At 71.8% G+C, this 23,539-nt stretch carries 23 protein-coding genes; 12 read left to right on the forward strand and 11 right to left on the reverse strand.

Annotated elements, in window-relative coordinates; genetic code table 11:
• Positions 1-13 precede the first annotated feature (13 nt).
• The 7 genes from CF165_RS30735 to CF165_RS30765 all read right to left on the reverse strand — a co-directional run bounded on the left by CF165_RS30735 (position 14) and on the right by CF165_RS30765 (position 9,280).
• Positions 14-2,890, reverse strand: coding sequence for a beta-galactosidase (locus CF165_RS30735; RefSeq protein WP_093951092.1), 2,877 nt, complete (start codon positions 2,888-2,890; stop codon positions 14-16).
• Between the two features lie 222 nt (positions 2,891-3,112).
• The gene (locus tag CF165_RS30740) at positions 3,113-4,519 is read right to left on the reverse strand and encodes an alpha/beta hydrolase family protein (RefSeq protein ID WP_205661015.1); all 1,407 of its coding nucleotides are present in this window, start codon (positions 4,517-4,519) and stop codon (positions 3,113-3,115) included.
• Between the two features lie 26 nt (positions 4,520-4,545).
• A complete protein-coding gene (locus CF165_RS30745; RefSeq protein ID WP_093951093.1) occupies positions 4,546-5,352 on the reverse strand; it encodes an alpha/beta hydrolase family protein in 807 nt (268 codons plus the stop codon).
• Positions 5,349-5,675: a DUF4387 domain-containing protein gene (locus CF165_RS30750; protein ID WP_093951094.1), complete on the reverse strand. Its 327-nt coding sequence runs from the start codon at positions 5,673-5,675 to the stop codon at positions 5,349-5,351. Before CF165_RS30750 ends, CF165_RS30745 begins: the two co-directional genes overlap by 4 nt.
• Complete coding sequence (locus tag CF165_RS30755; RefSeq protein ID WP_093951095.1) at positions 5,668-7,032, reverse strand: acyclic terpene utilization AtuA family protein; 1,365 nt, start codon at positions 7,030-7,032, stop codon at positions 5,668-5,670. Before CF165_RS30755 ends, CF165_RS30750 begins: the two co-directional genes overlap by 8 nt.
• Positions 7,033-7,037: 5 nt before the next feature.
• Positions 7,038-7,991 carry an NAD(P)-dependent oxidoreductase gene (locus tag CF165_RS30760; protein WP_240521874.1) on the reverse strand — a complete coding sequence of 318 codons (954 nt, stop codon included), beginning with the start codon at positions 7,989-7,991 and terminating at the stop codon, positions 7,038-7,040.
• Entirely contained in the window at positions 7,988-9,280 is a 1,293-nt protein-coding gene (locus tag CF165_RS30765) for an MFS transporter (RefSeq protein ID WP_093951096.1), read from the reverse strand. The genes CF165_RS30760 and CF165_RS30765 overlap by 4 nt, the downstream gene beginning before the upstream one ends.
• A gap of 111 nt (positions 9,281-9,391) precedes the next feature.
• Here CF165_RS30765 and CF165_RS30770 point away from each other — a divergent pair, with 111 nt between their 5' ends.
• Positions 9,392-10,117 (forward strand): GntR family transcriptional regulator, encoded by a 726-nt coding sequence (locus tag CF165_RS30770; protein ID WP_093951097.1) that lies wholly within the window; start codon positions 9,392-9,394, stop codon positions 10,115-10,117.
• Position 10,118: 1 nt separating this feature from the next.
• On the opposite strand, the gene CF165_RS30775 is transcribed toward CF165_RS30770, so the two are convergent.
• Positions 10,119-11,204 (reverse strand): tartrate dehydrogenase, encoded by a 1,086-nt coding sequence (locus CF165_RS30775; protein WP_093951098.1) that lies wholly within the window; start codon positions 11,202-11,204, stop codon positions 10,119-10,121.
• 115 nt (positions 11,205-11,319) lie between these two features.
• On the opposite strand from CF165_RS30775, the gene CF165_RS30780 reads away from it, so the two are divergent.
• The 3 genes from CF165_RS30780 (at position 11,320) to CF165_RS30790 (ending at position 13,547) form a co-directional block, all read left to right on the forward strand.
• The gene (locus tag CF165_RS30780) at positions 11,320-12,219 is read left to right on the forward strand and encodes a LysR family transcriptional regulator (protein ID WP_093951099.1); all 900 of its coding nucleotides are present in this window, start codon (positions 11,320-11,322) and stop codon (positions 12,217-12,219) included.
• Positions 12,220-12,277: 58 nt separating this feature from the next.
• Positions 12,278-12,916, forward strand: coding sequence for a DUF2238 domain-containing protein (locus tag CF165_RS30785; RefSeq protein ID WP_093951100.1), 639 nt, complete (start codon positions 12,278-12,280; stop codon positions 12,914-12,916).
• 61 nt (positions 12,917-12,977) lie between these two features.
• On the forward strand, positions 12,978-13,547 hold the full coding sequence (locus tag CF165_RS30790; protein WP_093951101.1) for a TetR/AcrR family transcriptional regulator: 570 nt from the start codon (positions 12,978-12,980) through the stop codon (positions 13,545-13,547).
• Between the two features lie 3 nt (positions 13,548-13,550).
• On the opposite strand, the gene CF165_RS30795 is transcribed toward CF165_RS30790, so the two are convergent.
• A complete protein-coding gene (locus CF165_RS30795; RefSeq protein ID WP_093951102.1) occupies positions 13,551-14,345 on the reverse strand; it encodes an SDR family NAD(P)-dependent oxidoreductase in 795 nt (264 codons plus the stop codon).
• Positions 14,346-14,349: 4 nt separating this feature from the next.
• Positions 14,350-15,150, reverse strand: coding sequence for an alpha/beta hydrolase (locus CF165_RS30800; protein ID WP_093951103.1), 801 nt, complete (start codon positions 15,148-15,150; stop codon positions 14,350-14,352).
• Between the two features lie 129 nt (positions 15,151-15,279).
• Here CF165_RS30800 and CF165_RS30805 point away from each other — a divergent pair, with 129 nt between their 5' ends.
• The 5 genes from CF165_RS30805 (at position 15,280) to CF165_RS30825 (ending at position 18,679) form a co-directional block, all read left to right on the forward strand.
• Positions 15,280-16,248, forward strand: a complete 969-nt coding sequence (locus tag CF165_RS30805; RefSeq protein ID WP_093951104.1) for a LysR family transcriptional regulator — start codon at positions 15,280-15,282, stop codon at positions 16,246-16,248.
• Between the two features lie 140 nt (positions 16,249-16,388).
• Complete coding sequence (locus CF165_RS30810) at positions 16,389-17,042, forward strand: hypothetical protein (RefSeq protein WP_093951105.1); 654 nt, start codon at positions 16,389-16,391, stop codon at positions 17,040-17,042.
• On the forward strand, positions 17,039-17,635 hold the full coding sequence (locus CF165_RS30815; protein ID WP_143268698.1) for a hypothetical protein: 597 nt from the start codon (positions 17,039-17,041) through the stop codon (positions 17,633-17,635). The genes CF165_RS30810 and CF165_RS30815 overlap by 4 nt, the downstream gene beginning before the upstream one ends.
• The gene (locus tag CF165_RS30820) at positions 17,632-18,069 is read left to right on the forward strand and encodes a hypothetical protein (protein ID WP_093951107.1); all 438 of its coding nucleotides are present in this window, start codon (positions 17,632-17,634) and stop codon (positions 18,067-18,069) included. Before CF165_RS30815 ends, CF165_RS30820 begins: the two co-directional genes overlap by 4 nt.
• Positions 18,056-18,679, forward strand: a complete 624-nt coding sequence (locus CF165_RS30825) for a hypothetical protein (protein ID WP_093951108.1) — start codon at positions 18,056-18,058, stop codon at positions 18,677-18,679. The genes CF165_RS30820 and CF165_RS30825 overlap by 14 nt, the downstream gene beginning before the upstream one ends.
• 68 nt (positions 18,680-18,747) lie before the next feature.
• Here the strand turns inward: CF165_RS30825 and CF165_RS30830 are convergent, their stop codons facing one another.
• Positions 18,748-20,400: an RICIN domain-containing protein gene (locus tag CF165_RS30830; RefSeq protein WP_093951109.1), complete on the reverse strand. Its 1,653-nt coding sequence runs from the start codon at positions 20,398-20,400 to the stop codon at positions 18,748-18,750.
• Positions 20,401-20,687: 287 nt separating this feature from the next.
• Between CF165_RS30830 and CF165_RS30835 the strand changes: the two genes are divergently transcribed.
• The 3 genes from CF165_RS30835 to CF165_RS30845 all read left to right on the forward strand — a co-directional run bounded on the left by CF165_RS30835 (position 20,688) and on the right by CF165_RS30845 (position 23,531).
• Positions 20,688-21,440: an SAM-dependent methyltransferase gene (locus CF165_RS30835; protein ID WP_093951110.1), complete on the forward strand. Its 753-nt coding sequence runs from the start codon at positions 20,688-20,690 to the stop codon at positions 21,438-21,440.
• 80 nt (positions 21,441-21,520) lie between these two features.
• The gene (locus CF165_RS30840) at positions 21,521-21,865 is read left to right on the forward strand and encodes a VOC family protein (RefSeq protein ID WP_143268700.1); all 345 of its coding nucleotides are present in this window, start codon (positions 21,521-21,523) and stop codon (positions 21,863-21,865) included.
• Between the two features lie 94 nt (positions 21,866-21,959).
• Positions 21,960-23,531 (forward strand): HD domain-containing phosphohydrolase, encoded by a 1,572-nt coding sequence (locus CF165_RS30845; protein ID WP_093951112.1) that lies wholly within the window; start codon positions 21,960-21,962, stop codon positions 23,529-23,531.
• Positions 23,532-23,539 lie beyond the last annotated feature (8 nt).

Here is a 23,539-nt window from a genome sequence, read left to right on the forward strand (position 1 = left end):
CTTCGGGAGCGGGTCAGTGGCCTCGGTACGCCGGGCTGGGGACGTCGGCGACCGGCACCCCGCCGCGGTGGGTCCCGAGGTCGACCAGGCCGACCTGGCCGAGACCCCGGCTGCCGTCACCCCACGACGCGATCGCGATCGTGTTGCGGCCGTCGGGCCGCAGGATGCCCGTGGGCAGCGAGAAGACGTGCTGCGGGCCGACGTTGTTGAGGTACCGGCCCAGGTTCCAGCCGTTGACGAAGATCTGGGCGCGGTAGACCAGGGCCGGGTCGTCGTCGATGCGCAACCCCACCGCGGTGTCCTGGCCCGCGGGCAGGTGCAGCGAGAACTCCGTGCGGTACCAGGTGACGCCCGGCTCGGTGCGGGCCGCCGGCAAGGACGTCCGCTGCCAGCCGCGGTCGGGGAACCCGGGCAGCGACCAGCCCGCCCGTTCCCCGTAGAGGCCGCCGTTGTTGAACGGCCCGCGCACCGGGTCCGCGAGGTCTTCGCCGCCTTGGGTGCCCTGGATCTTCCAGTGCACGTCCGGGGTTCCGCCGGTGAAGGCCGCGGACATCAGCCCGCGCGGCTGCTTGTGCGCGTCGTTGACGTCCCAGTCCTCGTTGTGGCCCATGTTCTCGAGCAGCACCGACAGCACGTTGTCCGGTTTCAGCGTGCCCGCGGGGATGGCGAACTCGTGCGTGCCGCTGCCGCTGCTGCCCAGGTAGGTGCCGTTCAGCCACGCGGAGTAGACGCCCGGGTTGCCGGTGATCCCGTTCAGCGTGACGGCCGTTTCGGCACCGGTGGACGAGAAGTGGCCGCGGTACCAGACGTCGCCGTGGTGGAACCCGTAGTCGTCGGCGTTGAGCACCGGCTGCCCGGCGGGCGGCTTCGTCGGGTTGTTCGTCGTCCTGTGGTCGGCGGCCGTCCAGCGGGTGTCGTCGAAGCCCGGCTGCCGTTCCGGGGTCTCGTACTGCGTGCGCCAGCCGGTCAGCGCGGGCAGCGTGACCGGCGCCGGGCCGTTCAGCCTGCCTCGCAGCGTCCCGGCCGCGGTCCGGGTCACCGGCAGCGGACGGCCGTTCCACGTCACCCACCGGATCGACGGCGGCGCCCACACCTCGAGGTCGCCGGCCCGGGCGGTGTCGCCGGTGAGCGCGAGCAGCGGACCCGTCGCGGTGGCCGTGCGGACGAGGTCCGACCCCCGCTCGAGCACGGGTCCGGCGGCGGTGTCCTGCTTCCAGAAGGCGGCCGAGGCCGCCGTGTCGGCGATCAGCAGCTCGAGCGGGGCCCGGCCACCGCCCTCGACGCGCACGCGGGCCAGCCCGCCGTGGCGGTAGTCGAGCCGCAGGTCACCCCGCGCGGCGTCCCACGCGTGGTCCACGCTGCCGTCGAGCACGGTGACCTTCGGCTCGCTCGGATAGCGGAGCACCGTTTCGCCGTCCTGTCCGGCGCCGCCGTACAGCACCGCGGTGTCACGGCCGCCGATGCGGGCGTGCGTCATGAGCTCCGACGTCGAGTAGACCAGCCGCTGCCCGCCGAGGTCGTAGCCCGCCACGAGCAGCTTGGCCTCACGCCCGTCGACGTCCAGCGCGCCCTGCTGCGGCACGGCCGGGTAGGTGCCGTCGGGCACGGTCAGCGGGAAGGTCGTCCGCTCGTGGGTGGTCGAGGTGGTGTCCTTGTGCTGCGCCAGCACGAACTGCGTCCGGGTGTCCGGATTGGACTGTGTCTTCAGCGTGACGGCCGGGTTCGCGCCCGTGATGTCCGGGCCCGGGTCGGTCTTCGTGAGCGGCTCGACGGCCTGGGTGAAGTAGCCGATGCGCTTCTGCTCGTCGTACTTCGGGCCCAGCTGGCGCGCTTCGGAGATGGCGGCGCCGTAGTCGTAGGAGGTGTAGACCACGTTGGGGTCGGGCAGCCAGCCCCAGCTGGTCCCGCCGTAGGTCATGTAGAAGTTCTGCAGGGTGAGGCCGGAAGAGATGTTGTTCTTGTAGAAGACGTTTTCGAACGAGGCGCCGGTCAGTTCGCGGCACTTGTCGTAGCCGGGGCCGCCCCACGGGTCGAAGGAACCACCCTGGAACTCCGCGACGAACATCGGGGTGTCCGGGGAAACCGGCCGGGTCCAGCGGAAGTCGGGCGCGGGCTTCCACACCTGCGGGTTGCGGCAGTCGAACAGGTTCGGGTAGCCGTCGAAGGCGTAGAGGTCCGGCGCGCCCGGCTTGCCCGGTGCCCACTTCCCGCCCGGCCAGACGTCGTTGTGGAACAGCGGCACGGTGATGCCGTCGGCCCGCGCCTTGTCGACCAGGGCCTGCATGTACCCGGCGTCGAGCACCGTGCCGCTGTACTCGTTTTCGACCTGGTACAGCACGATCGGGCCGCCGCCGTCGGTGACCTGGTGCCGCTTGAGGACGGCGTTGATCGCGGTGAACCACTCCTTCGCGGCCGCGACGTAGTCGGGCGCGCTCGTCCGGGCGAGCCCGGCCTGCTTGGTGAGCCAGCCGGGGAACCCGCCGGAATCGGTCTCGGCGTTGATGTACGGGCCGGGCCGGGCGATGACGTAGATGCCGGTCTGCCGCGCGATGTCGAGCAGCTTGCCGACGTCGCGGATCCCGGTGAAGTCGTAGACACCCTGCTTCGGCGAGTGGAAACCCCAGTCGAAGTAGATCGACACGGCGTTGAAGCCGGCCGCCTTCATCTTCTGCAGCACGTCGCGCCAGAGGTCCGGGCTGGGCAGGCGCCAGTAGTGGAACTCCCCCGACCAGACGTACAGGCGCTTGCCGTCGAGCTTGAGCGAGTACTTGTCGTAGGTGACGGTGTGCGCCGGACGCGCGGCCGCCTCGGTGGCCGGCGCGCTCGCGAGCAGCCCGGCCACCAGGGCACCACAGAGCCCGAGTACCTGCAAGCGCTTTCCGATCCCCACGGGTGTCCCTTCCGCCGGCGATTTTCCGTCGATTCGATTCGAATCGAATCCCCGCCCCGGCAATGCCTTCGAGGCGACGACACCGCACTATGGACCGGGAATTTTCCGCGTGTCAACGGTTCGCGCCGGAACTCCCACGACCGGCCGGTGGTTTTCGCGACGCGACAAGGTGATTCGATTTTTTCGGCGATTATTCCGGGTGGCGCGGAAGTCGCCGCCGGGTCAGGGCGCGATTCCCACGCCGTCGATCCGGCTCCACGCCCGCTCCTGCGCCGCGGTCATGGCCGGCCAGGAGGTGTGGCCCGGCCGCGGCCGGATCCGCGTGAAGTACGGCGACGGGCGGTATCCGGGGTCGTAGAAGCACCCGCCGCCGTAGGTGCCGTCGAACGCTCCGCAGGAACTCGCGATCGAGCGCGGGGTCGGCTTCCGCCCGGTGCGCACCCAGGTGTCGAGGGCGGCGAGGGAGGTGGCGTACTCGGCGACGCTCAACTCGTCGTGCTCGGCCTCCCGCGTGAACGTCTGGACGAGGTGGCCGTCCTGGCCGGCGCCGCGCAGAGTCTCGCGGTAGGCGGCCTCGTGTTCCACGAAGACCGACGGGTCGTCGATCGCGTGCAGGGTGAGGACCGGCAGGGAAACCCGGCCCGTCAGGTCGCTGTCGTAGGAAAGGTCACGCCCCGCGGTGGGGTCGGCGGCGAACCGGGCCACGCCCGCGTTGAGGGCCCGGTCGTCGTGGGAGCCGGTGTACCGCACGCCCTCGTTGCCGAACGGGTTGCGACCGCCGAGCCGGTTCCCCACGATCTCCTGGAACAGGAAGGTCGCGTAGAGCAGGTGCGTCGGCAGCGAGCTTTCCGGGATGCTCGTAACCGCGGTGATGTCGTCGAGGTTCCGCTGCTGTGCGGGTGTCCGGTCGCCGACGGTGCCGACGCACTCCTGGAGGCGCGCGAGGACGTCGTCCGGGGTCAGCGGGGAATCCACGGGCAACCCTTGCCACAGCGGGTACTGCGGCTCCGCCGGCCGCGGCAGGTTGCGGCAGTGGTACTGGTAGACCACCCGCAGATCCACGCGGTGGTCGTACCCGCGAGAACCGCCGGCCAGCAGCCCGCTGGTCAGCAGCACCCCGTCGTAGGCGCCGGGCTGCCGGCCGTAGGTCTCGGCGACCTTCGCGGCGACGTTGCCCCCGAAGGACTGGCCGTGGACGTAGGTCCGGGCGGGACGGCCGAACCGTTCGACGAACAGGCGGCGCACGTTTTCCGTGTCGGCGGCGGCCATCCTGACCCCGTAACCGCCCCGCCGGTACGAAGAGGCGGCCCAGGCGTAGCCCTCCTCGACCAGCACCGCCCACTCCGCCAGGTCCTTTGTGGTCGTCGAGGGATCGTAGGACATCGCGGGTCCGCCGTGCGTGTGGACGACGAGCGAACGGCTCCAGTGCTTCGGGACGGCGATCGTGTAGTACGCGCCGTTGGCGTCCTGGCCGGAGTAACAGGCGGCCTTCCCGAGCAGGACAGCCGGGCAGGGGCTTTCCGGCGGCTGCGTCGTGCTCGCGTGCCCGGGGACCGCGGATCCCAGGAGCGCGGTGACGAGCAATGTGCCGAGCACGGCCGGACGGCGTCGGTGGACGATGTCGGTCAAGGAGTTCCCTTTCCAGTGATGTCTTTTCACCCGGGCAGCAAGCCGGTGAAGAAGTCGACGACCGGCGGCCGTGTCGCCGGGGCGCTGTGACCTACCCCGGGCACCACGACCTGCTGGACCGCCGTGCCGTGCCGGGTCAGGCTTTCGGCCAGCCGGTCGAGCTGCTCCGGCCGGCTGTGGCCGTGGTCACCCATGACGGCCAGGTCGGCCCGCCCGTCGTCGTCACCGCCGATGACGAGCAGCACCGGCACCCGGGCGACCGCACCGGGATCCACGGTGATCCCGAACCGCTGCCGGGTGTCGCCGGTGCCCTCCGGCCAGGCGAGCGAGTCGTCGAGCAAGGTCACGCCGCCGGGCGCCCCGACCGCGACGGCGGCGACCCGGTCCGGGTGGAGGTACAGGAAGCGGTGGGCGAACTGGCCGCCGCCGGAGTGCCCGCACAGCAACACGGTGTCGACCCGCGCGTTCCACCGGAACCGGACCTGCTCGAGGATGCCGAGCAGCACCCGGTCGAACCGGATCCCGTGGGCGTCGACGAGCTTGTAGTCGTGCACGTCGTCGGGATCGTCGATGCCGGCCGGGAACAGCGGCGTCACGACGATGACGTTGTGCTGCTCGGCGAAGGGGATGAACCCCTCGCGCAGCTCCCCGACGCTGCGGCCGGTGCCGTGCACGGCCACCAGGACCGGCAGTTCGGCGCCGGGGGTCCAGCTCGTCGGGACGTAGGCGCAGTAGCTGCAGCGGGGCTCGTTCGGTGCGGCGAAGAACGGGGTGCGTTTGGTGAGCAGCCGCCGCCCGGGGTGCGTGGCGGGCAGGTCCGCGACCCGGATCACGAGGCCTCCCCCCGGCCGGTGACCCGGAGGCCGGCGAGGGGGACGTGGTGCTGCCCCGCGTGGATGTCGCGGTCCCGCAGCGATCCCTGGCCGACCGGGCGGGGGAAGGAGATCTTCACGACGTTCAGCGAGGGGATCCGGAAGATCCGGACGGTGCTTTCCGCCAAGCGGTACAGCTGGGCGATCATCGGCTCGTCCACCAGGTCCGCGGCGATCCGGTAGCCCTCGGCGTCGCGCATGAACAGTTCCATCGTCACCCAGAACGGGCCCGCGTTCTTCGACCGGACCTCGTGCGCGAGATCCGCCAGAGTCGTTTCAGGCATGGGTCTTCTCCCCCAGCTCGGTCCGGAACAGGTCCGCCGGGGCGCAGTCGACGACGTGGTTCAGCACGAACTCGTACGCCGCGCCGCGCTCGACCTCCGCGGGCGAGAACGGGAAGGCGAGGCTGGGCAGGTAGCCCATCCCCGGGGCGGGCAGGTGCAGCATCAGCGGGTTGGCGACCTTGGCGATGGCCGTGGCGGTCGCCTGGTCGGGCGCGTTGACGAGCAGCATGACGCCGACCTCGCGCGGCGGCCCGCTGCCGGGCTCGAGGTCGTCCAGCACGGCGTTGTGGCCGTAGAGGCGGAGGTCGAAGGCGTACTCGTCGTCCGCCAGTTCCAGCGTCTGGCGCACCCGCTCGGTGATCATCGCGCGCATCAGGTTCGCCCAGGCGTCGACGTCCGCGAGGATGAGCGGGTCCCGGACCGCCGAGAACGACACGGTCTCGTAGCCGGTGATCCGGGCGCCCTCCAGCTTGATCGTGTACTGCTCCGCGGGGTGGAACCGCGACCCCTCGACGCGGACGATCCGGTCGTCGACCGCGGTGTATCGAGCGTCCCGGACGTCGAGGGTGCCGGCGGGCTCCCGCATTTCGAACGGGTCCGCGGTCTCGTAGAGCATGTGCGCGGCCACTGAAATCGGCGTGCACGACACGGCGGGGTCGAGCGGTTCGATGGTGAAGCCGTGCGCGTCGATGGTGGCGAGGACCCCGCCCGCGCGCGGGTTGCTCGTGCACTGGCCGCCGCACTCGACGATCTTGGCGGCGTGCCACGTCGGCCCGGCGGGCATCCCCTTCATGAGCGGGTACGCGGCCGCCACCGCGGTGTCGGTGGCGCGGCCGGCGAGCACGACCCGGGCCCCGGCACGCAACGCCTCGACGATCGGTTCGTGGCCCATCGCGCCGACGATGTGGGTGCAGCTCTCGAGGGTCTCGGCCCGCAGCTCCCCCAGCGGGGACAGCGGGTGGATCCGGCCCGCGTCGAGGTGTTCCTTCAGGTCGGTGGCGTCCTGTTCGCTGTAGATCCTCGCGACCTCGAGGCTCAAGCCTTCTTCGGCCAGCACCTCGGCGGCGATCCCGGCGACCCAGTCGACGCCGCTGTCGGTCCCGCTCGTCCCGCAGGAGCCGACGATCACCGGGATGCCCGCGCCCGCGGCGGCCGTGAACAGGCTGCGCAGGTCGCGGGCCACGGCCTTGGCGGTCGTCTTGGCCGTCGCGGCACCGAGGTAGTACGGGCCCGAGTCCGTCGAGCCGCCGTCGATGCTGATGACGTCGGCGCCCAATGCGATGCCGCGTTCGATCGTGGCGTGGTCCCAGCCGGCGCCGAGCATCCCGCTCGGGGCCAGCACGCGCACTTTGTCCATGTCCCTCATTTCTCTTGGTTCACCACGAACCGCGCCCGTCCCGCGAGCGCGGCCACGACCTCTTCCGCGCCGCGCAGGCCCGCGGCGGCACGTGCTTCGGCGGTCTGCCCGGCCAGGTGGGAATAGACGACGATCCCGTCCACCCCGCGCAAGGGGCTGTCGGACGGCAGCGGTTCCTCGGCCACGACGTCGAGTGCGGCGCCCGCGATCTCCCCGGCCCGCACGGCCGCGACGAGGGCGTCCTCGTCGACGATGGGGCCGCGCGCGGTGTTGACCAGCAGCGCCGTCGGCTTCATCCGCTTGAACGCCGCGGTGTCCAGGAGGCCCCGGGTCCGTTCGGTGAGCGCGGTGTGCACGGAGACATGGTCCGAAGTGGACAGAAGCTCCGCCAGCCCGGTGAACCGGACACCCGGCTCCCGCAGGTCCACCGGGACGTTCGTCGTGCAGAGGACCGTCATCCCGAACGCGCGGGCCAACGGGACCACCGCGCGCGCCGAAGCGCCGTAGCCGATGAGCCCGAGCGTCGAGCCACGAAGTTCGTGCCCGTCCTCGCGGGGCCAGCCGCCCCGCGCCACCCCGTTCGCGGACTGCAGGAGACGCCGGGCTCCCGCGAGCAGCAGGCCCAGGGTGTACTCGGCCACGGCGTTGGCATTGACGCCGGGCAGGGTGCTCACGGTGATCCCGAGCCGGGCCGCGGCGGCGACGTCGATCGAGTCGTACCCCACGCCGGTCCGCACGATGACGCGCAACCGCGGGGCGCGGGCGAGGACGTCGCCCGTCAACGGCTCGTTGGCCACCAGGGCCGCGTCGATGCCGGCGAGGGCGGCGACGAGGTCTCCGGGATCGCGACGGCCGGTCATGGGCAGGTGCGTGGTCTCCAGGCCGGCGGCCCGCAGGAACCGGTCGGCCTCGTCGCCGGGGCGCAGGTAGTCCGTCGTGATCAGGACGCGAATGGTCACAGCGCGCGTCCCGCGGACGATCGGCGCTGCACGGCACTGATCCGGGCGACCGCCAGCACGGCGAGGAGCCCGACGATCGCGACGTGGAGCGGCAGCAGGGGCCAGCCGGTCAGGTCGACCAGGCCGCCGACCAGGGCGGGCCCGAGGAAGCCGCCGCCCACCCAGCCGACGGTGTAGAGCCCGGTGTAGGTCCCGACCACACGGTCGGACGGGGCGAGGTTCCACAGCACGACGACGGCGTTGACCAGGAACGAGGACGCACCCGCGGCCGCGACGCACAGGCCGGCGACCACGCCGGCGGGTGTCCGCACGACGGCGCAGAGCACCATGCCCGCCGCGAACACCGTCATTCCGGCCTGCATCACCCGCAGCCGTCCGAAGCGTTCGGCGAGCCTCGCCACCGGGTAGGCGGCCACGATGAAGGCCACGCCGCTGGGCAGGGTCAGCCCGCCCGCTTCGCCGCGGGACAGGTGCAGCACTTCCATGCCGTACGGCGTGATGAGCGCCCGCGAAGCGGCCCACGCGCCGCCGAAGAGCAGGATGGACCCCATGAGCAGCACCCGGCTGCGGTCGGTGTCCCGGACGATGTCGAGCACCGTGTCCCGTACCCGCGACCGGGGCTTCGCCGCGCCGTGTTCTTGAGTGCGGCGGAGTTCTTCGCGGTCCTCCTCGAGCGCGGTCCGGTAGGCCGGGGACCGGTTGTCCCGCACTTTCACGGCGAGCACGACCAGGGACACCACCATCAGGATCGCCGGAACCGCGAACGACAGCTTCGGGTGCGCGTCGACCAGGAAGATGCTGATCAGGGCCGCGACCATCACCGTGAGGCTCGACGCCATCTTGACGACGGCGTTGGCGCGGCTGCGGCGCTCGGGCGGGACGAAGTCCGGGAGCAGGGATTCGGCGATCGGCTTGAACGAGTTCGCGACCAGCGCGTAGCCGAACATCACCAGGATCAGCAGCGGCAGCGAGCCCGCGACGTGCGGGATGACGAGGAACAGCAGCGCCGCCACCGGCATTCCGGCGACGAGGTACGGGATCCGCCGCCCCCACGACGTGCGGGTGCGGTCCGACCGGTTGCCCATCCACGGCTGGATGAAGAAGCCGAGCACGTTGTCCATCCCCATCAGCAGACCGACCAGCGCCGCGCTGCCGATGTGCTCGCGGAGCAGCGGCGGAACCTGCGAGTCGTAGAGGTTCCACGTCGACTCCTGCGCGAAGACCGCCAGGGCCACGAAGAACGTGATCCGTCCCGTCCGCACGCGCTGTGCGCTCGACGTCGTCGTCATCCGGCACCTTCCTGTCCCACCGCGGGGCGCGGTGACGGCCAAGGTACTTTTGCTATAGCAAGAACGTCAAGTGTTTCATTTTGCTCTTGCCATGGCAGATAGGGTGACGCCATGGCGAGTGAGACGTTGAAGGGCCTGACAGCCGACACGCTGGCCGACCGCGCGTACCGGGCCATTCGCGACGCGGTCGCGACCGGCGAGCTGCGTCCGGGGCAGAAGGTGACCGAACGCGGCCTCGCCGAGCGGCTCTCGGTGAGCCCGACGCCGGTGCGCGAGGCCATCCGGCGCCTGGAGCAGGACGGCCTCCTCGAACGCACCGGACCGCGGACCGTCCAGGTGGCGGCCGTCGGCGACGCCGCGATCCAGGACCTCGCCGAGGTCGAGGTGGCGCTGCGCGGAATGGTGGCCCGCTTCGCCGCCCGGCACGCGGTCCCGGCGCAGCTGGACCACCTCGACGCCGTCCTCGACGAAGCCGACGACCTGCTGATCCTCGTCAAACAGCGGCAGCAGGCCGGGCAGGACATCTCCCGGCACCTCGACCGGCTGCTCGACGCCATGCAGCGCTTCAACGAAGGCGTCGAGTCGTGCGCCCGCAACCCGGTGCTGGTGCGGCTGCTCGGCCAGACCAGGGTGTTCTCCTCACCGGAACGGCGGGCCCGGCTGCTCGAACGCATCGGCGAGAACGACCGGTTCGGCCTCGACCGCTACGGGAGCCACCGTGCGCTGGTCCGGGCGCTGAGGGCGGGCGACTCGGCGGCGGCCGAGGCACTCGTCGTCGAAGACGCCCGTGGTGGGCTGGGCGACCTGCTCGCGACGCCGGCCACCGCCGCCCGCTGAGTCACCGCGCGGGCCGGGCGATTTCGGCGGCGATCGCCGTACCCAGGCCCTCGGTGGTGCCGGAGCCGCCGAGGTCGGGGGTGAGCACTTCCGGGCGCCCGGCGAGCACGTTTTCGAGCGCGGTCACGACGGCCGCGGCCGCGTCGGTCTCCCCCAGGTGGTCGAGCATCATGGCGCCGCTCCAGATCTGCCCGACCGGGTTGGCGATGCCGCGCCCGGCGATGTCCGGGGCCGAGCCGTGGACCGGTTCGAACAGGCTCGGCGCGGTGCGGTCCGGGTTGATGTTGGCGCTCGGGGTGATCCCGATCGTCCCGGCGCAGGCCGGCCCGAGGTCGGAGAGGATGTCGCCGAAGAGGTTGCTCGCGACGACGACGTCGTACCGCCGCGGCTGGAGCACGAACTTGGCCGCGAGGATGTCGATGTGGTCCTTGCCCGCGGCCACGTCCGGGTACTGCCGCGCCATCAGCTCCGCGCGTTCGTCCCAGTAGGGCATGGAGACGGCGACGCCGTTGCTCTTGGTCGCCCACGTCAGGTGCTTGCGGGGGCGGGCGGCGGCGAGGTCGAAGGCGTAGCGCAGCACCCGGTCCACGCCGGTCCGGGTCAGCACGGTCTCCTGCAGCACCGTTTCGCGGTCGGTGCCCTCGAAGATCCGGCCCCCGATGCTCGAATACTCGCCTTCGGTGTTCTCGCGGACGACGAGGAAGTCGATGTCACCCGGGCCGTGGTCGCGCAGCGGGCTGCGCACTCCGCGCAGCAGCCGGACCGGCCGCAGGTTGACGTACTGGTCGAAGCCCCGCCGCAGCTGCAGCAGGCTCCCCCACAGCGAAACGTGGTCGGGCACCACCTCGGGCCACCCGACCGCGCCGAAGAAGATCGCGTCGAAGCCGCCGAGCACGTCCCGCCAGTCCGGCGGCAGCATCTCGCCGTGCCGCAGCCAGTACTCGGCACTGGCGAACCCGAATTCGGCGACCTCCAGCTCGAACCCGTACGCCTCGGCGGCGGCGTACAGGCACCGCAGCCCCTCCGGGACGACCTCGCGGCCGATGCCGTCGCCGGGGATGACCGCGATGCGGTGACGCTGGGACACGAGACGCTCCTGTCGATCGGGTGGGCACGCGCCTTCACCCTGATCGGCGGCCCGTGTCGCAACAAGAGCGGCCACGGCAACCTATCCTTTCGCTGAGCGAAAGGGACGAGCCGCGATGATCGACGATCTCCGCTTCTTCCGGGTGGTCGCCTCCAGCGAGACGCTGACGGCGGCCGCCCGGGAACTGCAGTGCTCGCTGCCGGTGGTCAGCAAGCGCCTCAGCGCACTGGAACGCCGGCTGGACGCGCGGTTGGTGCACCGCGGCACGCGCCGGCTCGTGCTCACCTCCGAGGGCGAGCTGTTCGCCGCGCGCCTGGAGACGATCCTCGACCAGGTCCGCGAGCTCGAGGACCTCGTCGCCCCTCGCTCCGGCGACCTGCGGGGGTCCATCGTGGTCCGGGCGACCCTCGGCCTCGGACGCGCTCACATCGCCCCGCTCCTGGGCGAGTTCGCCGCCCGCCACCCTCGGGTGAACATCGACCTTCACACGTCCGCGCTCCCCCTGCGCCCCGACCGGCGCGAGTTCGACCTGGCCGTCCACGTCGGACCGCCGCCGGACTCCACGCTGCGGATGCGCCGCCTGGCGCGGAACCGCCGGGTGCCGTGCGCAGCACCGTCCTATGTGGAGCGTCGAGGGATGCCGGAACGGATCGAGGACCTGGACCGCCACGACTGTCTCGTGCTCCGCGAGAACGAGGGCGACTTCGCCGTGTGGCGCTTCGGAGACGCCCGCGCCCCGCGTCAGGTCCGGGTGCGCGGCCGCCTGTCGAGCGACGACGGCGACATCGTGACCGGCTGGGCGCTGCAAGGGCAGGGGGTGATCATGCGCTCGGAGTGGCAGATCCGCCCCCACCTGGAGAGCGGCGCCCTGGTGCGCGTCCTCCCCGACGTGCCGACGCCACCCGCCGACATCTACGCCCTGCGCCCCGGCGACGCCCACCTGCCCCGGCGGGTCGGCGAGCTGATCAAGCACCTGGCCGCCCGGCTGCCGGACCGCATCGCCGGTTCGGGGTAGGAGGTTCGCGTCCGACCGTCCACTGTGCTCGCCGCCGGCGCCGCGGTAGGTTCACCGGATGGTGCGCGGAGCCGGCCGAGCCGAGGGAACGCTGCTGGCCGGCGTGGTGCTCGCGGCGCTGGTCGTGACCGGGGTGCAGGCCCGGTCGCCCGGCACCTGGTTCATGGAGGTCGTCTGGGTGCTGATCGGCCTTCCCCTGGTGGTGGCGCTGCGCAAGAGGTTCCCGTTGACGCGCCTGCTGTGCTGGCTGCTGGTCCTCCACGCGCTGGTGCTGTGTTACGGCGGCCAGTACACCTACGCGGAGACGCCGCTCGGGGAATGGGTGCAGCACTGGCTGGGGACGAAGCGCAACGACTACGACCGGCTCGGCCACTTCGTCCAGGGCTTCGTCCCCGCCGTCGCGGTGCGTGAGGTGCTGCTGCGCCGGACGCCGCTGCGGCCGGGCGGCTGGGTCGCGTTCCTGACGGTGAGTGTCTGCCTGGCGATCAGCGCGTGCTTCGAATTCGTGGAATGGTTCAGCGCGCTCGTCGCCGGTTCCGGCGCGGACGCTTTCCTCGCCACCCAGGGAGACGTCTGGGACACGCAGTGGGACATGTTCCTCTGCCTGTGCGGCGCGGTGGTTTCCGTGCTGGTCTGGCGCCGGGTCCACGACCGGCAACTGGGCGAATCCGTGCGGGACGCTCCCGCGGCCGAGTGAGGAACGCCGCCGTCCGGCAGCGGCTACACTATGACGGTCGTTATAGCCAGGAAGGACGCCGATGCCCGAGCCGAAGCCGCCGTCGCGGCAGCAACTGGTCGCCGGCGCCGCCGACATGATCCGCCGCCGCGGGCTCAACGCCACCAGCATCCGCGAGGTCGCCAAGCACGCCGGGACCCCGCTCGGCTCCACCTACCACTACTTCCCCGGCGGCAAGCAGCAGCTGGCGACCGAGGCGGTCCGCTTCGCCGGCGACACGGTCACCCGGATGCTGGACAAGCGGCTGCGGGCCGGACCGGTCGACGGGCTGCGCGCCTTCCTCGCCCTCTGGCGCGACATCCTCACCTCCACCCACTTCCAGGCCGGCTGCCCCGTCCTCGCCGTGTCCATCGAAGAAGCCACGGACGGCGAAGCCCTCACCGCCGCGGCCGAGGCGTTCACCGGCTGGGAAACCCGGCTCGCCGGGGCCCTGCGCGAACACGGCGCCGCCGACGCCGACCAGCTCGCCACCCTCGTCGTCGCCGCGGCCGAAGGTGCCGTCGCCATGTGCCGCGCCGAGCGCAGCACCCGGCCGCTCGACCGCGTCTCCGCCCAGCTCGAAAGCCTGCTCACCACGGCGGTCGGCGGCTGACGCTCAATGCGTTTCGGTGGCGTAGCCGCCGTCGATGGCGAAGGTGGCGCCGGTGATGTTCCCCGCCACCCGCTCGCTGGACAGGAAGGCCGCGAGGTTCGCCACTTCCGCGGGCCGGGTGAAGCGTCCGGTGACGGCGTGGGTGGCGGCCTCCTCGGCGACGGCCCCCGGATTCGCTCCCGTGGTGGCGGCGACCGACTCGGCGACGCCACCGGTGCCGAGCCACAGGTCCGTCGCGACCGGGCCCGGGTTGATCGCGTTGACGCGGACGCCGTGCGGGCCGAACTCCTTCGACACCGACTTCGTGAAGTTGACCAGTGCCGCCTTCGCCGCGCTGTAGTCGATGACGCCGGGGTCGGGCAGGATCGCGTTGACCGAGGCGATCGTGACGATGCTGCCCCGCCCGGCGGTCACCATCGTCGGCAGCACGGCGCGGGTGGCCCGGACCGCGCTCAGCAGGTTCAAGGTCAGCGACCGCGTCCAGTCGTCGTCGGTGACCAGCAGGAAGCCGTTCGGCCGCGGGCTGACGGCGCCGACGTTGTTGACCAGGATGTCGATGCGCCCCAGCTCGGTCAGGGCCAGCTCCGCGAGCCGGCCGGGGCCGTCGGCGGTGCCGAGGTCGACGGCGAGCGCGTGGACCTTCCCCGCCCGGGCGAGCGCTTCGAGGTCCGGCCCCGGGACGCGCGCGCCGGCCACGACGTGGGCGCCCTCCACGACGAGCGCTTGGGTGACGGCCAGCCCGATGCCCCGGCTGGCCCCGGTGACGACGGCGACCGCGCCGTCCAGACCGAGATCCACGGGCCTAGATCCCCTGCTCGCGCAGCCAGCCGAGCACGGCGTCGGCGACCTCGCGCCAGCCGCTGTCGATGGTGAGCGAGTGACCGCGGCCCTCGAACTGCTTCAGCTCGGTGACCGCGGCGGAATCCCGGTACTGCTTGAACGTCGAGCGGGTGACCACGTCCGGGACCGTGTGGTCCGCCGTCCCGGAGATCAGCAGGAGCGGGCCACGGTCTTCGCGGTCGGTGTCGACCTTGGCCTGGGAGTGCAGCACGAAGTTCGCGGCCGCGGCCTGGAACAGCGGCCGGGCGGGTGACGGGATCGTCCAGCGCCGGTAGAGGTCCGCCGACTCCTCGTCGGTCAGGGTGTTGCCGAAGCCGAAGCGGAACTCCTTCTCACTCAGCGACACGGCCCGGTGGAGGTTCGCCGGGTTGCCCAGCGCCGGCAGGCCCGCGCGCAGCTGCGCCAGCGGCAGCGGCAGGACGCCCTTGATCTGCGCGGGGTCGATGGCGACACCCGCCAGGCCGATGCCCTGGCCCAGCAGCTTTTCGGTGATCAGGCCGCCGAAGGAGTGCCCGATGATCACCGGGGGCCGTTCGAGGCTGTCGATGATCGACGCGAAGTGGCCGGTGGCGTCGTCGATGCCGATGTCCGCGACGGCCTGCGGGTTCTCGCGGGCCAGCTCGACGGTTTCGGGCTCGTGCGGCCAGCCGGGTGCGATGGGCGCGTACCCGGCCGCCCGGAAGTGGTCGATCCAGGGGTTCCACGAGGTGGCGTGCAGCCACAGACCGTGGATGAACACAACAGGGGTGCCCGGCTCGGCCATCGGTTCCTCCAGTTTTCGTGCGGACTTCCCGAAGCCAACACGATCGCCGCGGCGGCGTCCAAGACCTGTTGCGCGCGAATCGATAGCCGTGGTGACATCGTCCGGACACTCCTTTCACGGAAGGCCCGCATGGACCTCGACCTCAGGTTGGTGCGGTACTTCGTCACCGTCGCCGACGAACTGCACTTCGGGCGGGCCGCCGCCAAGCTCTTCATCAGCCAGCCGGCGCTGTCCAAGCAGATCCGCAAGCTCGAAACCGACGTCGACGGACCGCTGTTCGTGCGCGACAGCCGCCACGTCGCGCTGACTCCGCGCGGCGAGCGGTTCCTGCACCTCGCCCGGCAGCTGCTGGCCACTGCGGACCAGATGCTGCGCGAGCCCGCGCCGCACCACCTCCGGATCGCCCACATCTTCGAGCTGGACACCAGCCGCGTCGTCGCCGACGCGTTCCTCGCCGCCCATCCCGGCGTCCAGCTCGTCCAGAGCCAGATGGACAGCGCCCGCCAGCTCACCGCGCTGCTCGAAGACCACCTCGACGTCGCGATCATCCGCGTCACCGCCGCGATGAAAGCCGCCCACCCGGCCGGCTGGCGGCACACGCTGCTGCGGCTCGAGCCGTTCTGGCTGGTCGGACGGCCCGGCGACCCGCGCCGCGCGGCCGTCTCGGTGCACGAACGACCACTCGAGGTCTTCGCGGACGCCCCCGGCACCGCGCTCTACAACGTGCACGGCCGGTACGTGAGGTCCCTGGAACAGCACACCGGCCTCGCCCTGCGCTGGCTGGGCAACCCCGGCACCTTCGACACCTGCCACGCCGCGGTCAGCCGGGCGAACGACAGCGCGTACCTGCTCGAGTTCGACAGCTACGCCCGCCGGTACGCCGACCGCGGCGTCCCGGTCCACCGGCCCCAGGAGCTGCAGCCGGTCTACCCGTGGTCACTGGCCTGGCGGGACGGGGAACCACCGGAAGCCGTCGAGGCCTTCCTCGCGATCGCCCGGGAAACCGCGGCCCGCCACCGCTGGGAGCACCCCGAACGCGCGGACGCCGCGCCGCTGTGGGCCCCGCCCGAAGACCTCGCGATGGCCGCCGGCCAATAAAGAATCCGTTTCCGATCAGCGGAGAACGGGTTCGCGCGCATCGCCCACCCGGTCGCCAAATGAAGGCCATTCGGGTGGCGCCCGTAACTTCTCCGCGCGGTCGAACGACCCTGAAGAAAAGCGCTTCCGGTGGAGGCAGCATGAAGGAATCAACCCTCGCGGCCTACCGCGAAGATCCTCGCCTTTTCGTGCTGGCATGGGGTGCCGCGGCCACGTCGATCGCCGCGCTGCTGCTGCACCTCCTCGGTGTCATCCGGATGCCTTACACACTTTCGTTCGTGACGTTGCCGGGCATGACATTCCTCGTTTGCCTGCTGGTTTTGGCGGGAAAGGCCGACCGGCCGATCATCACCGGACGCCTGCGGTCCGGGCTCGCCGCCGGCCTCCTCGGTTTGCTGGCCTACAACGGAACCCGCTGGGTCCTCGGGGCGGTGCTGGGCCTGGGTTCGGGACCGTTCTATTCCATTTCCATCTTCGGCAGCCTCATCACGGGAAAACCCCTCGGTTCGCCCGTCGGGGACATCGCCGGCTGGGCTTACCACCTCAGCAACGGCGTCACGTTCGCGATCATGTACACGCTGGTCGCCGGCCCCGCCCGCTGGTGGTTCGGCCTGCTCTGGGGTGCGGCGCTGGAAGTGGCCATGCTGCTGATCTACCCGTCGAGCAGCATCCTGCGGCCCCCGGCCCTGGCACCCTTCGTCGTGGTGAGCCTGACGAGCCACGCGGTGTTCGGAACGGTGATCGGGCTGGTCTCCCGGGTCCGCTCCCCCACCCGGCCCGGGGTCCGGTCATGAGCGGGCGCCGGGGAATCCTCGTGTTCACCGGGTACGTCGTGCTGCTGGCCTGGCTGGACTGGATCATCCACCGCAGCGTCGTGTTCGTCATCGTCGTCGGCGGAGGCCTGATCGCCGCCGCGGTTCTGCGCTTCCGCATTGCCGAACGGCTCCGCCCCCAGCTCGAACGGCTCGAAGAAATTCCGGTGCCCGTCCGGCGGCTGCTGATTTCCCTGGCCCCGCTGATCTATTTCCTGTTCCGCGGTCAGGGGACGTCCGGGGCGGGGTTCGCGGTCACCGCCGCCGGTGCCCTGGTCGCTTCGGCCGTCGTCTTCCTCGGCCCGAAGATCGACCCGCCCCTCGGCGCGTTCTACGCCGCGCGCGACCGGTTGCTCGCCCGCTGGGTCCGGGTGCTCCTGGCACCGGTCTTCGGCATCCTGGTCGCCTTCCTCGTCGTCCACGGTTCCCTGACCGACCTGCCGGCCCTCTTCGGCGGCACGACGGAGTCGCCCCAGTCACCGGTGGACGAATCCGGACGGTTCTTCCTCGCGACGCTGCTCGCCGGAACGGGCACCGTCCTGCTGCTCCGGGAAGGAGGCGAGAAAACCCGATGAGAACCCGGATCGCCCTGCTGACCGCCGTCACCGCGTTCCTCACGCTGTTCCTGCTGACACCCCCGGCGGCGGCCGACAACTGCGACATCTTCATCAGCCCCCAGGACTGCCAGAACACCGGGTGGACGATCGGCGTGATCGCCACGATCGCCGGCGGGGTCGCCGTCGCGGCGGCCGCCACCACCGTGAGCACCAGAGGGGAAACGGAAAAGCAGGAGCCACGCCCAGAGCCGCCGGGTGTGCCGCTCCCGAGACGACGGGAACGGGACGGCTCGTCACCGGACGGCGAGGTGGACGTGCGGCCGATCTTCGACCCGCCGCGGATCGAAGCCGGCCCCTCCGGGCCGGAAGCCCGCCACCACTCGGTGGCCCTGGAAATGCACTGGGACCGCGGCCGGCAGACCGCGCGGGAGGTACCCCATGACCACCCCTGAGCTCACGGACCGGACGACGGTGCGCTCGATGGCGTTGGGCGACGGCGGCACCGAAGGGCACGTCGCCGAGATGCTGACGCGGATCCCGCGGGGCGGGATCGCCGAGGCGAAACTGTCCGGACGGCGCACGCTGCCGCAGCCGGCCTTCCGGCTGCTCAACAGCAGAATCCTGGAAACGGCGCTGGGTTTCCTCGACGAGAGCCTGTCCGAGCCGCTGCTCGCCGGGCTCGGCAAGTACCAGGCGCTGACGAAAGCCGCGCAGGACACGCTTTCCCAGCCGCGGAAGCCCGAAGTCATGGTCACCCTGATCGACCCGTACGAGATCAAGTCGCTCCAGCAGCCCTCCGTGGGCCTGGTGGTCGACGACACCGAGATCGCCCGCGTCACCTTCGAAATCAGCCTGGTCTTCGGCATGTTCGAGACCGCCGTCGCGGTGCGGCGGGGCGCCATCGAATCGGTCGTGGCCGGCGCGTGCTCGCTCGCCGTCACCCTGTCGCTGGTCGGCTGGCACGAGCCCCTGCTGAAGCGGCAAGGGCAGTTCCGGGTCCGGCTGCGCGTCGACCCGCCCGTGCCGATCCCGGTGCCGGGACGGCCACCGCGTGGCCCGTAGGCGCCGGACGCCTCGAGGGCGTCCGGCGCCGGACAGGGTGCTACGGACGGACCGTCATGCCGGTTCGCTCAATGCCCGGCCGGGACCGGGAGGACGTCCCAGATCTGGTCGGTGAACTGCGGCAGACAGTCGTACTGCAGCGCGACTCCGTCGTTGACGTTGTTCCCGCCGTGCACGATCAGGCACCGGTTCGTCGCCCGGTTCCGGATCTGCACGCCGCCGCCCTGGACCGGGACGAGGTCCCACAGCTGGTCGGTGAACTGCGGCAAGCACTGGTACTGCAGCGCCGGAGCGTCGTTGACGTTGTTCCCGCCGTGCACGATCAGGCACCGCTTCGTCCCCCGGTTCCGCACCAGCACCCCACCGGAGGCCACCGGGTCGATCTCCCACAGCTGGTCGGTGAACTGCGGCAGGCAGTCGTACTGCAGCGCCGGAGCGTCGTCGACGTTGTTCCCGCCGTGCACGATCAGGCACCGCTGGGTGGCGTGGTTCGTGACCAGCACAGCGTCCGGCACGGCGGTCGCTTCCCAGACCTGGTCGGAGAACTGGGGCAGGCAGTCGTACTGCGCCGCCGTCGCGCCGTTTTCGTTGTTCGCCGCGAAGACCACCAGGCACCGGTTCGTCGCCCGGTTCCGGACCTGCACGCCGCCGTCGACCTCGACGAGGTCCCACAGCTGGTCGGTGAACTGCGGCAGGCAGTCGTACTGCAGCGCGGGTGCGGTGTTGGTGTTGTTCGCGCCGTGCACGATCAGGCACCGCTGCGTGGCGTGGTTCCGCAGGAGCACGCCGCCCGCCGCGTTCGGTTCGACGTCCCACGCCTGGTCGTCGAACGCCGACGGGCAGTCGAACTGGATCACCGGCGCGTCGTTGACGTTGTTCGCCGCCGGGGCCGTCAGGCAGCGCTTCGTGTAGTGGTTGGTGAGCCGGATCGTGCGCGGCTGGACCTGCTGCGTGATCCACGCGCCGATGTCGTCGGTGCGCGCGGCCGTGCTGCCGTTGCGGGTCTCGGTGACCGCCAGGCAGCCGTGCTGCCACGACCGGCTCGCGATCCCGGCCAGGCGGAGGCCGCCGCCTTCCTGCCGCAGCACCGGGCCACCGGCGTCACCGAGACAGATGTCGTTCGCGGTGGGGCTGGTCATCGGGACCGTCGTCGCGGTGGCCTGGCCCAGGGTGAACTGCCCGGTCGCCAGCCGGTCGGGGACCCACTCCGTGGCGGTCCGGCCGTAGCCGTCCACCCGCACGCTCTCCCCCGCGCCGGGCGCGGTGGCCGAGACGGCGAGCGGGGTGACACCCGGCACCGCGTACGTCAGCTTGGCGAGGGCCACGTCGCGGTCGCCGCGGGCGACCACCTGGGACACGCGGAGCGTCTGACCGCCGGTGCCGCGGAGGTCGGCCTGGCCGACGACCACCGTGGCCGGCTTGGCGGGCGGCGCGGCCTGCCCGGAGCTGCCGGGGAAGCACGAGGCGGCGGTGATCACCCATTGCGGCGCGATCAGGGCGCCGGAACACGCCGCACCCTCCATGGTGATCTTCGCGGCGAAGCGGTCGGCGCCGTCGGCGACCGGCTGCCCACCGGAAATCGCGTTCGCCGACGCGGGGGCGAGGAACGCGGCGGCCGAGAAAGCCGCCACGGCGACCGCGACCTTGGTGCCCGAACGGGTCCGCCGTGGTGCGGCGCCGGGCACGAGGGCCGCGCCCCCGGGCAGGAAAACACGTCTCATGGTGAGTTCTTTCTTTCGAAGGGCAGGATGACGGGGACGGACCCCCTGAGATGGTCACGACGGGAGATTTCGGCGGCACCGCCCGCTATTTCGCGCGCCCGGCCGTTGCCGTCGGCTTCGCGAACTCGAGCCGGTCATCGCGCCCGGCAACCCGAAATGATCGGTACACGGATGGCCTCCCCTGCCTGTGTCCACCCGCGATCTTGCCAGCACGCCACCGGATTTGTCCCCCTTCCGGCCGGAAAATCTGTTTGCCGCGGCGAATGGCCGTCCCTAATGTCCGCTGCATGGCCGACCTGTTCGACGCCTCCGGGATGTACGACGAGGACTACCTGCACTTCTTCGCCAGGCCTGGCGACGTGACCGGGCCGGGCGAAGCCGCCGCGGACCTGACGTGGCGGCTGCTGGACCTGCGACCGGGCATGCGGGTGCTGGACCTCGCGTGCGGACACGGGGAGCTGGCCCGTCACCTGGCCGCCCGCGGCTGCCGGGTCACCGGACTGGACTCCTCGGCGGTCTTCCTGGACCGGGCCCGTGCCGATGCGGCCGCCGCCGGCGTCGAGGTCGAGTACGTGGCCGGCGACATGCGCCGGCTGCCGTGGACGGCGCACTTCGACCGGGTGGTCAACTGGTCCACGGCCTTCGGGTACTTCGACGACACCACCAACCGCGCCGTCCTGGCGGGCATCGCCGTCGCCCTGCGCCCGGGCGGCCGGCTGGCCATGGACCTCGACAACCTCACCGCGTTTCTGGCGGCGTACTCGCCCTCGCGGGTCGTGGCGGCCCGCGACGACGGCGACATGCTCGCCGACCGCTACCACCTGGACGCGCTGACCGGCAGGCTCGAGGCGGAACGGACGGTCGTCCGCGACGGCCGTGCCCGGCGGACGGCGTTCGTCAAGCGGCTGTTCGGCTATCCCGAGCTCCGCGATTGGCTGCTCGCCGCGGGATTCGCCACGGTGTCCGGCTACGGCGAAGACGGACGGCCGCTGGCCGCGGACCACCGGCGGATGATCGCCGTCGCCTCCCTGCCGTCGTAGTACCGGCATTGCCCGGCGAGTGGATCTGCGTGTTCGGCGGCCATCCGGCGAACCGGCGGATCTTCTGGTCGGATCGAGCCATGCCTGTCACCGTTTCGCTCGCCGCCGTCGCCGTCGCCGATCTCGCCCGGGCCAAGGAGTTCTACAGCCGGCTGTTCGGCCGCCCCGCCGACCTGGAGCCCATGCCGTCCCTGGCGCAATGGGATTTCCCGCCCAGCGGCGGCTTCCAGGTCGTGGAGAACGCCGGCACGGCGGGCGCTTCCATGGCGACACTCCTGGTCTCGGACTTCGACGACTTCCTCGCCCGGCTCCACCGCAGCGGTATCGCGACCGGCGAGGTCATCACCGGAGTCCTGTCGCGGCTCACTCGGATCCAAGACCCCGCCGCCAACGTCATCACCATCGCGGAAGTCCCCGCGCGGTAGCGCCGGAGTTGCCATCGCCGGGCCGGCGAGCGAGGCTTGTTCGTCCTCGGTGGACGACGGCGCGTGCCGGGGCCGACCGGAAGGTGGTGGTCCCATGGCCGTCCCGCCGTCCGGGCCGCGGCGCGCCGAGGTGCTCGCCGCCCTGTCGCTGGCCATCGACCTGGGGCTCGGGCAGCCGATGGAGCACATGCTGCGCTCGGCGGTGCTCGCGACCCGGCTCGCCGACCGGCTGGGCCTGGACGAAGGCCGGCGCGGCACGGTGTTCTACGCCAACCTCGTCGCCTGGATCGGCTGCCACGCCGACTCGCACGAACTGGCCGGCTGGTTCGGCGACGACATCGCCTTCCGCGCCGACTCCTACCAGGTGAACTGGACCGGCACGCCCTTCCTGCGCCTGCTGGTCACGCACGTCGGGCGGGACCGCGGGCTGCCGGCACGCGCCGCGCTGACGGCCGCGTTTCTCATCGGCGTCCGCGGCAGGCTGGCCGCGCTGATCCAGTCCCACTGCTCCTCCGCCGCCCGGCTCGCCGGGCGGCTGGGGCTGGGCGAGCCCGTCCGCGCGGCACTGGCCTGCACCTTCGAACGCTGGGACGGCAGCGGCCTGCCCGCCGGGACCGGTGGCGACCGGCTGCCGATCGAGGTGCGGGTCGTGCACCTCGCCGAGGTCGCCGAGGTCCACCTGCGCCGCGGCGGCGTGGGCGCGGCCGTCGCGATGGCCGAGGCGCGCAGTGGCAGCCAGTTCGACCCCGCCGTGGTCGCGGCGTTCACGAACGCGGCGGACGAAATCGCCGCCGGCCTTCTGGACGAGGACGTCTGGGCGCTCGCCCTGGCACAGGCACCCGATCGCGACCGGGTCCTCACCGAGGCCGAGCTGGACGAGCTGCTGACCGCGATCGGCGACTTCGCCGACCTCAAATGCCCGTTCACCATCGGCCACTCCCGCGGCGTCGCCGCCCTCGCCGCCGGGGCCGCCCGCCGCGCCGGCCTGCCCGAGCCGGAGGTCCGGCTCGTCCGGCGGGCCGGGCTCGTTCACGACCTGGGCCGGATGGGCGTGCCCAACAGCATCTGGGAAAAGGCGGCCCCGCTGTCGGACGCCGAATGGGAGCGGGTCCGGCTGCACCCCTACCTCACCGGCCGGATCCTGCGCCGGGTCCGCGGCTTGGCGGAGGTCGCCGCCGTCGCCGCGGCGCACCACGAGCGGCTGGACGGCTCCGGCTACCCGCTCGGCGCGGCCGGCGCGGCACTGACGCCGCACGCGCGGCTCCTGGCGGCCGCCGACGTGTACCACGCGCTGGGCGAGCCCCGGCCGCACCGGCCGGCGTGCGACGCCGTCGACGCCGCCGAGATCCTGCGGCGGCACGCCCGCGCGGGCCGGCTGGACGCGCACGCCGTCGACGCCGTCCTGTCCGCCGCCGGGCACGCGACCCGGCGGCGGACGCCCTTCCCCGCCGGCCTGACCGGGCGCGAGGTCGAAGTGCTGCGCCTGCTCGCCGGCGGCGGCTCGAACCGGGACATCGCGCGGTCGCTCTCGATCAGCGAAAAGACCGTCCGGAACCACGTCGAGCACATCTACGCCAAGGCCGGCGTGTCCAACCGGACCGGCGCCGGGCTGTTCGCCCTCGAACACGGCCTCACGACGTCGTTCCCCGGTACCGCCGGAAGATGAGGCATCCG

The sequence above is a fragment of the Amycolatopsis vastitatis genome (assembly GCF_002234595.1).
GTDB lineage: Bacteria > Actinomycetota > Actinomycetes > Mycobacteriales > Pseudonocardiaceae > Amycolatopsis > Amycolatopsis vastitatis.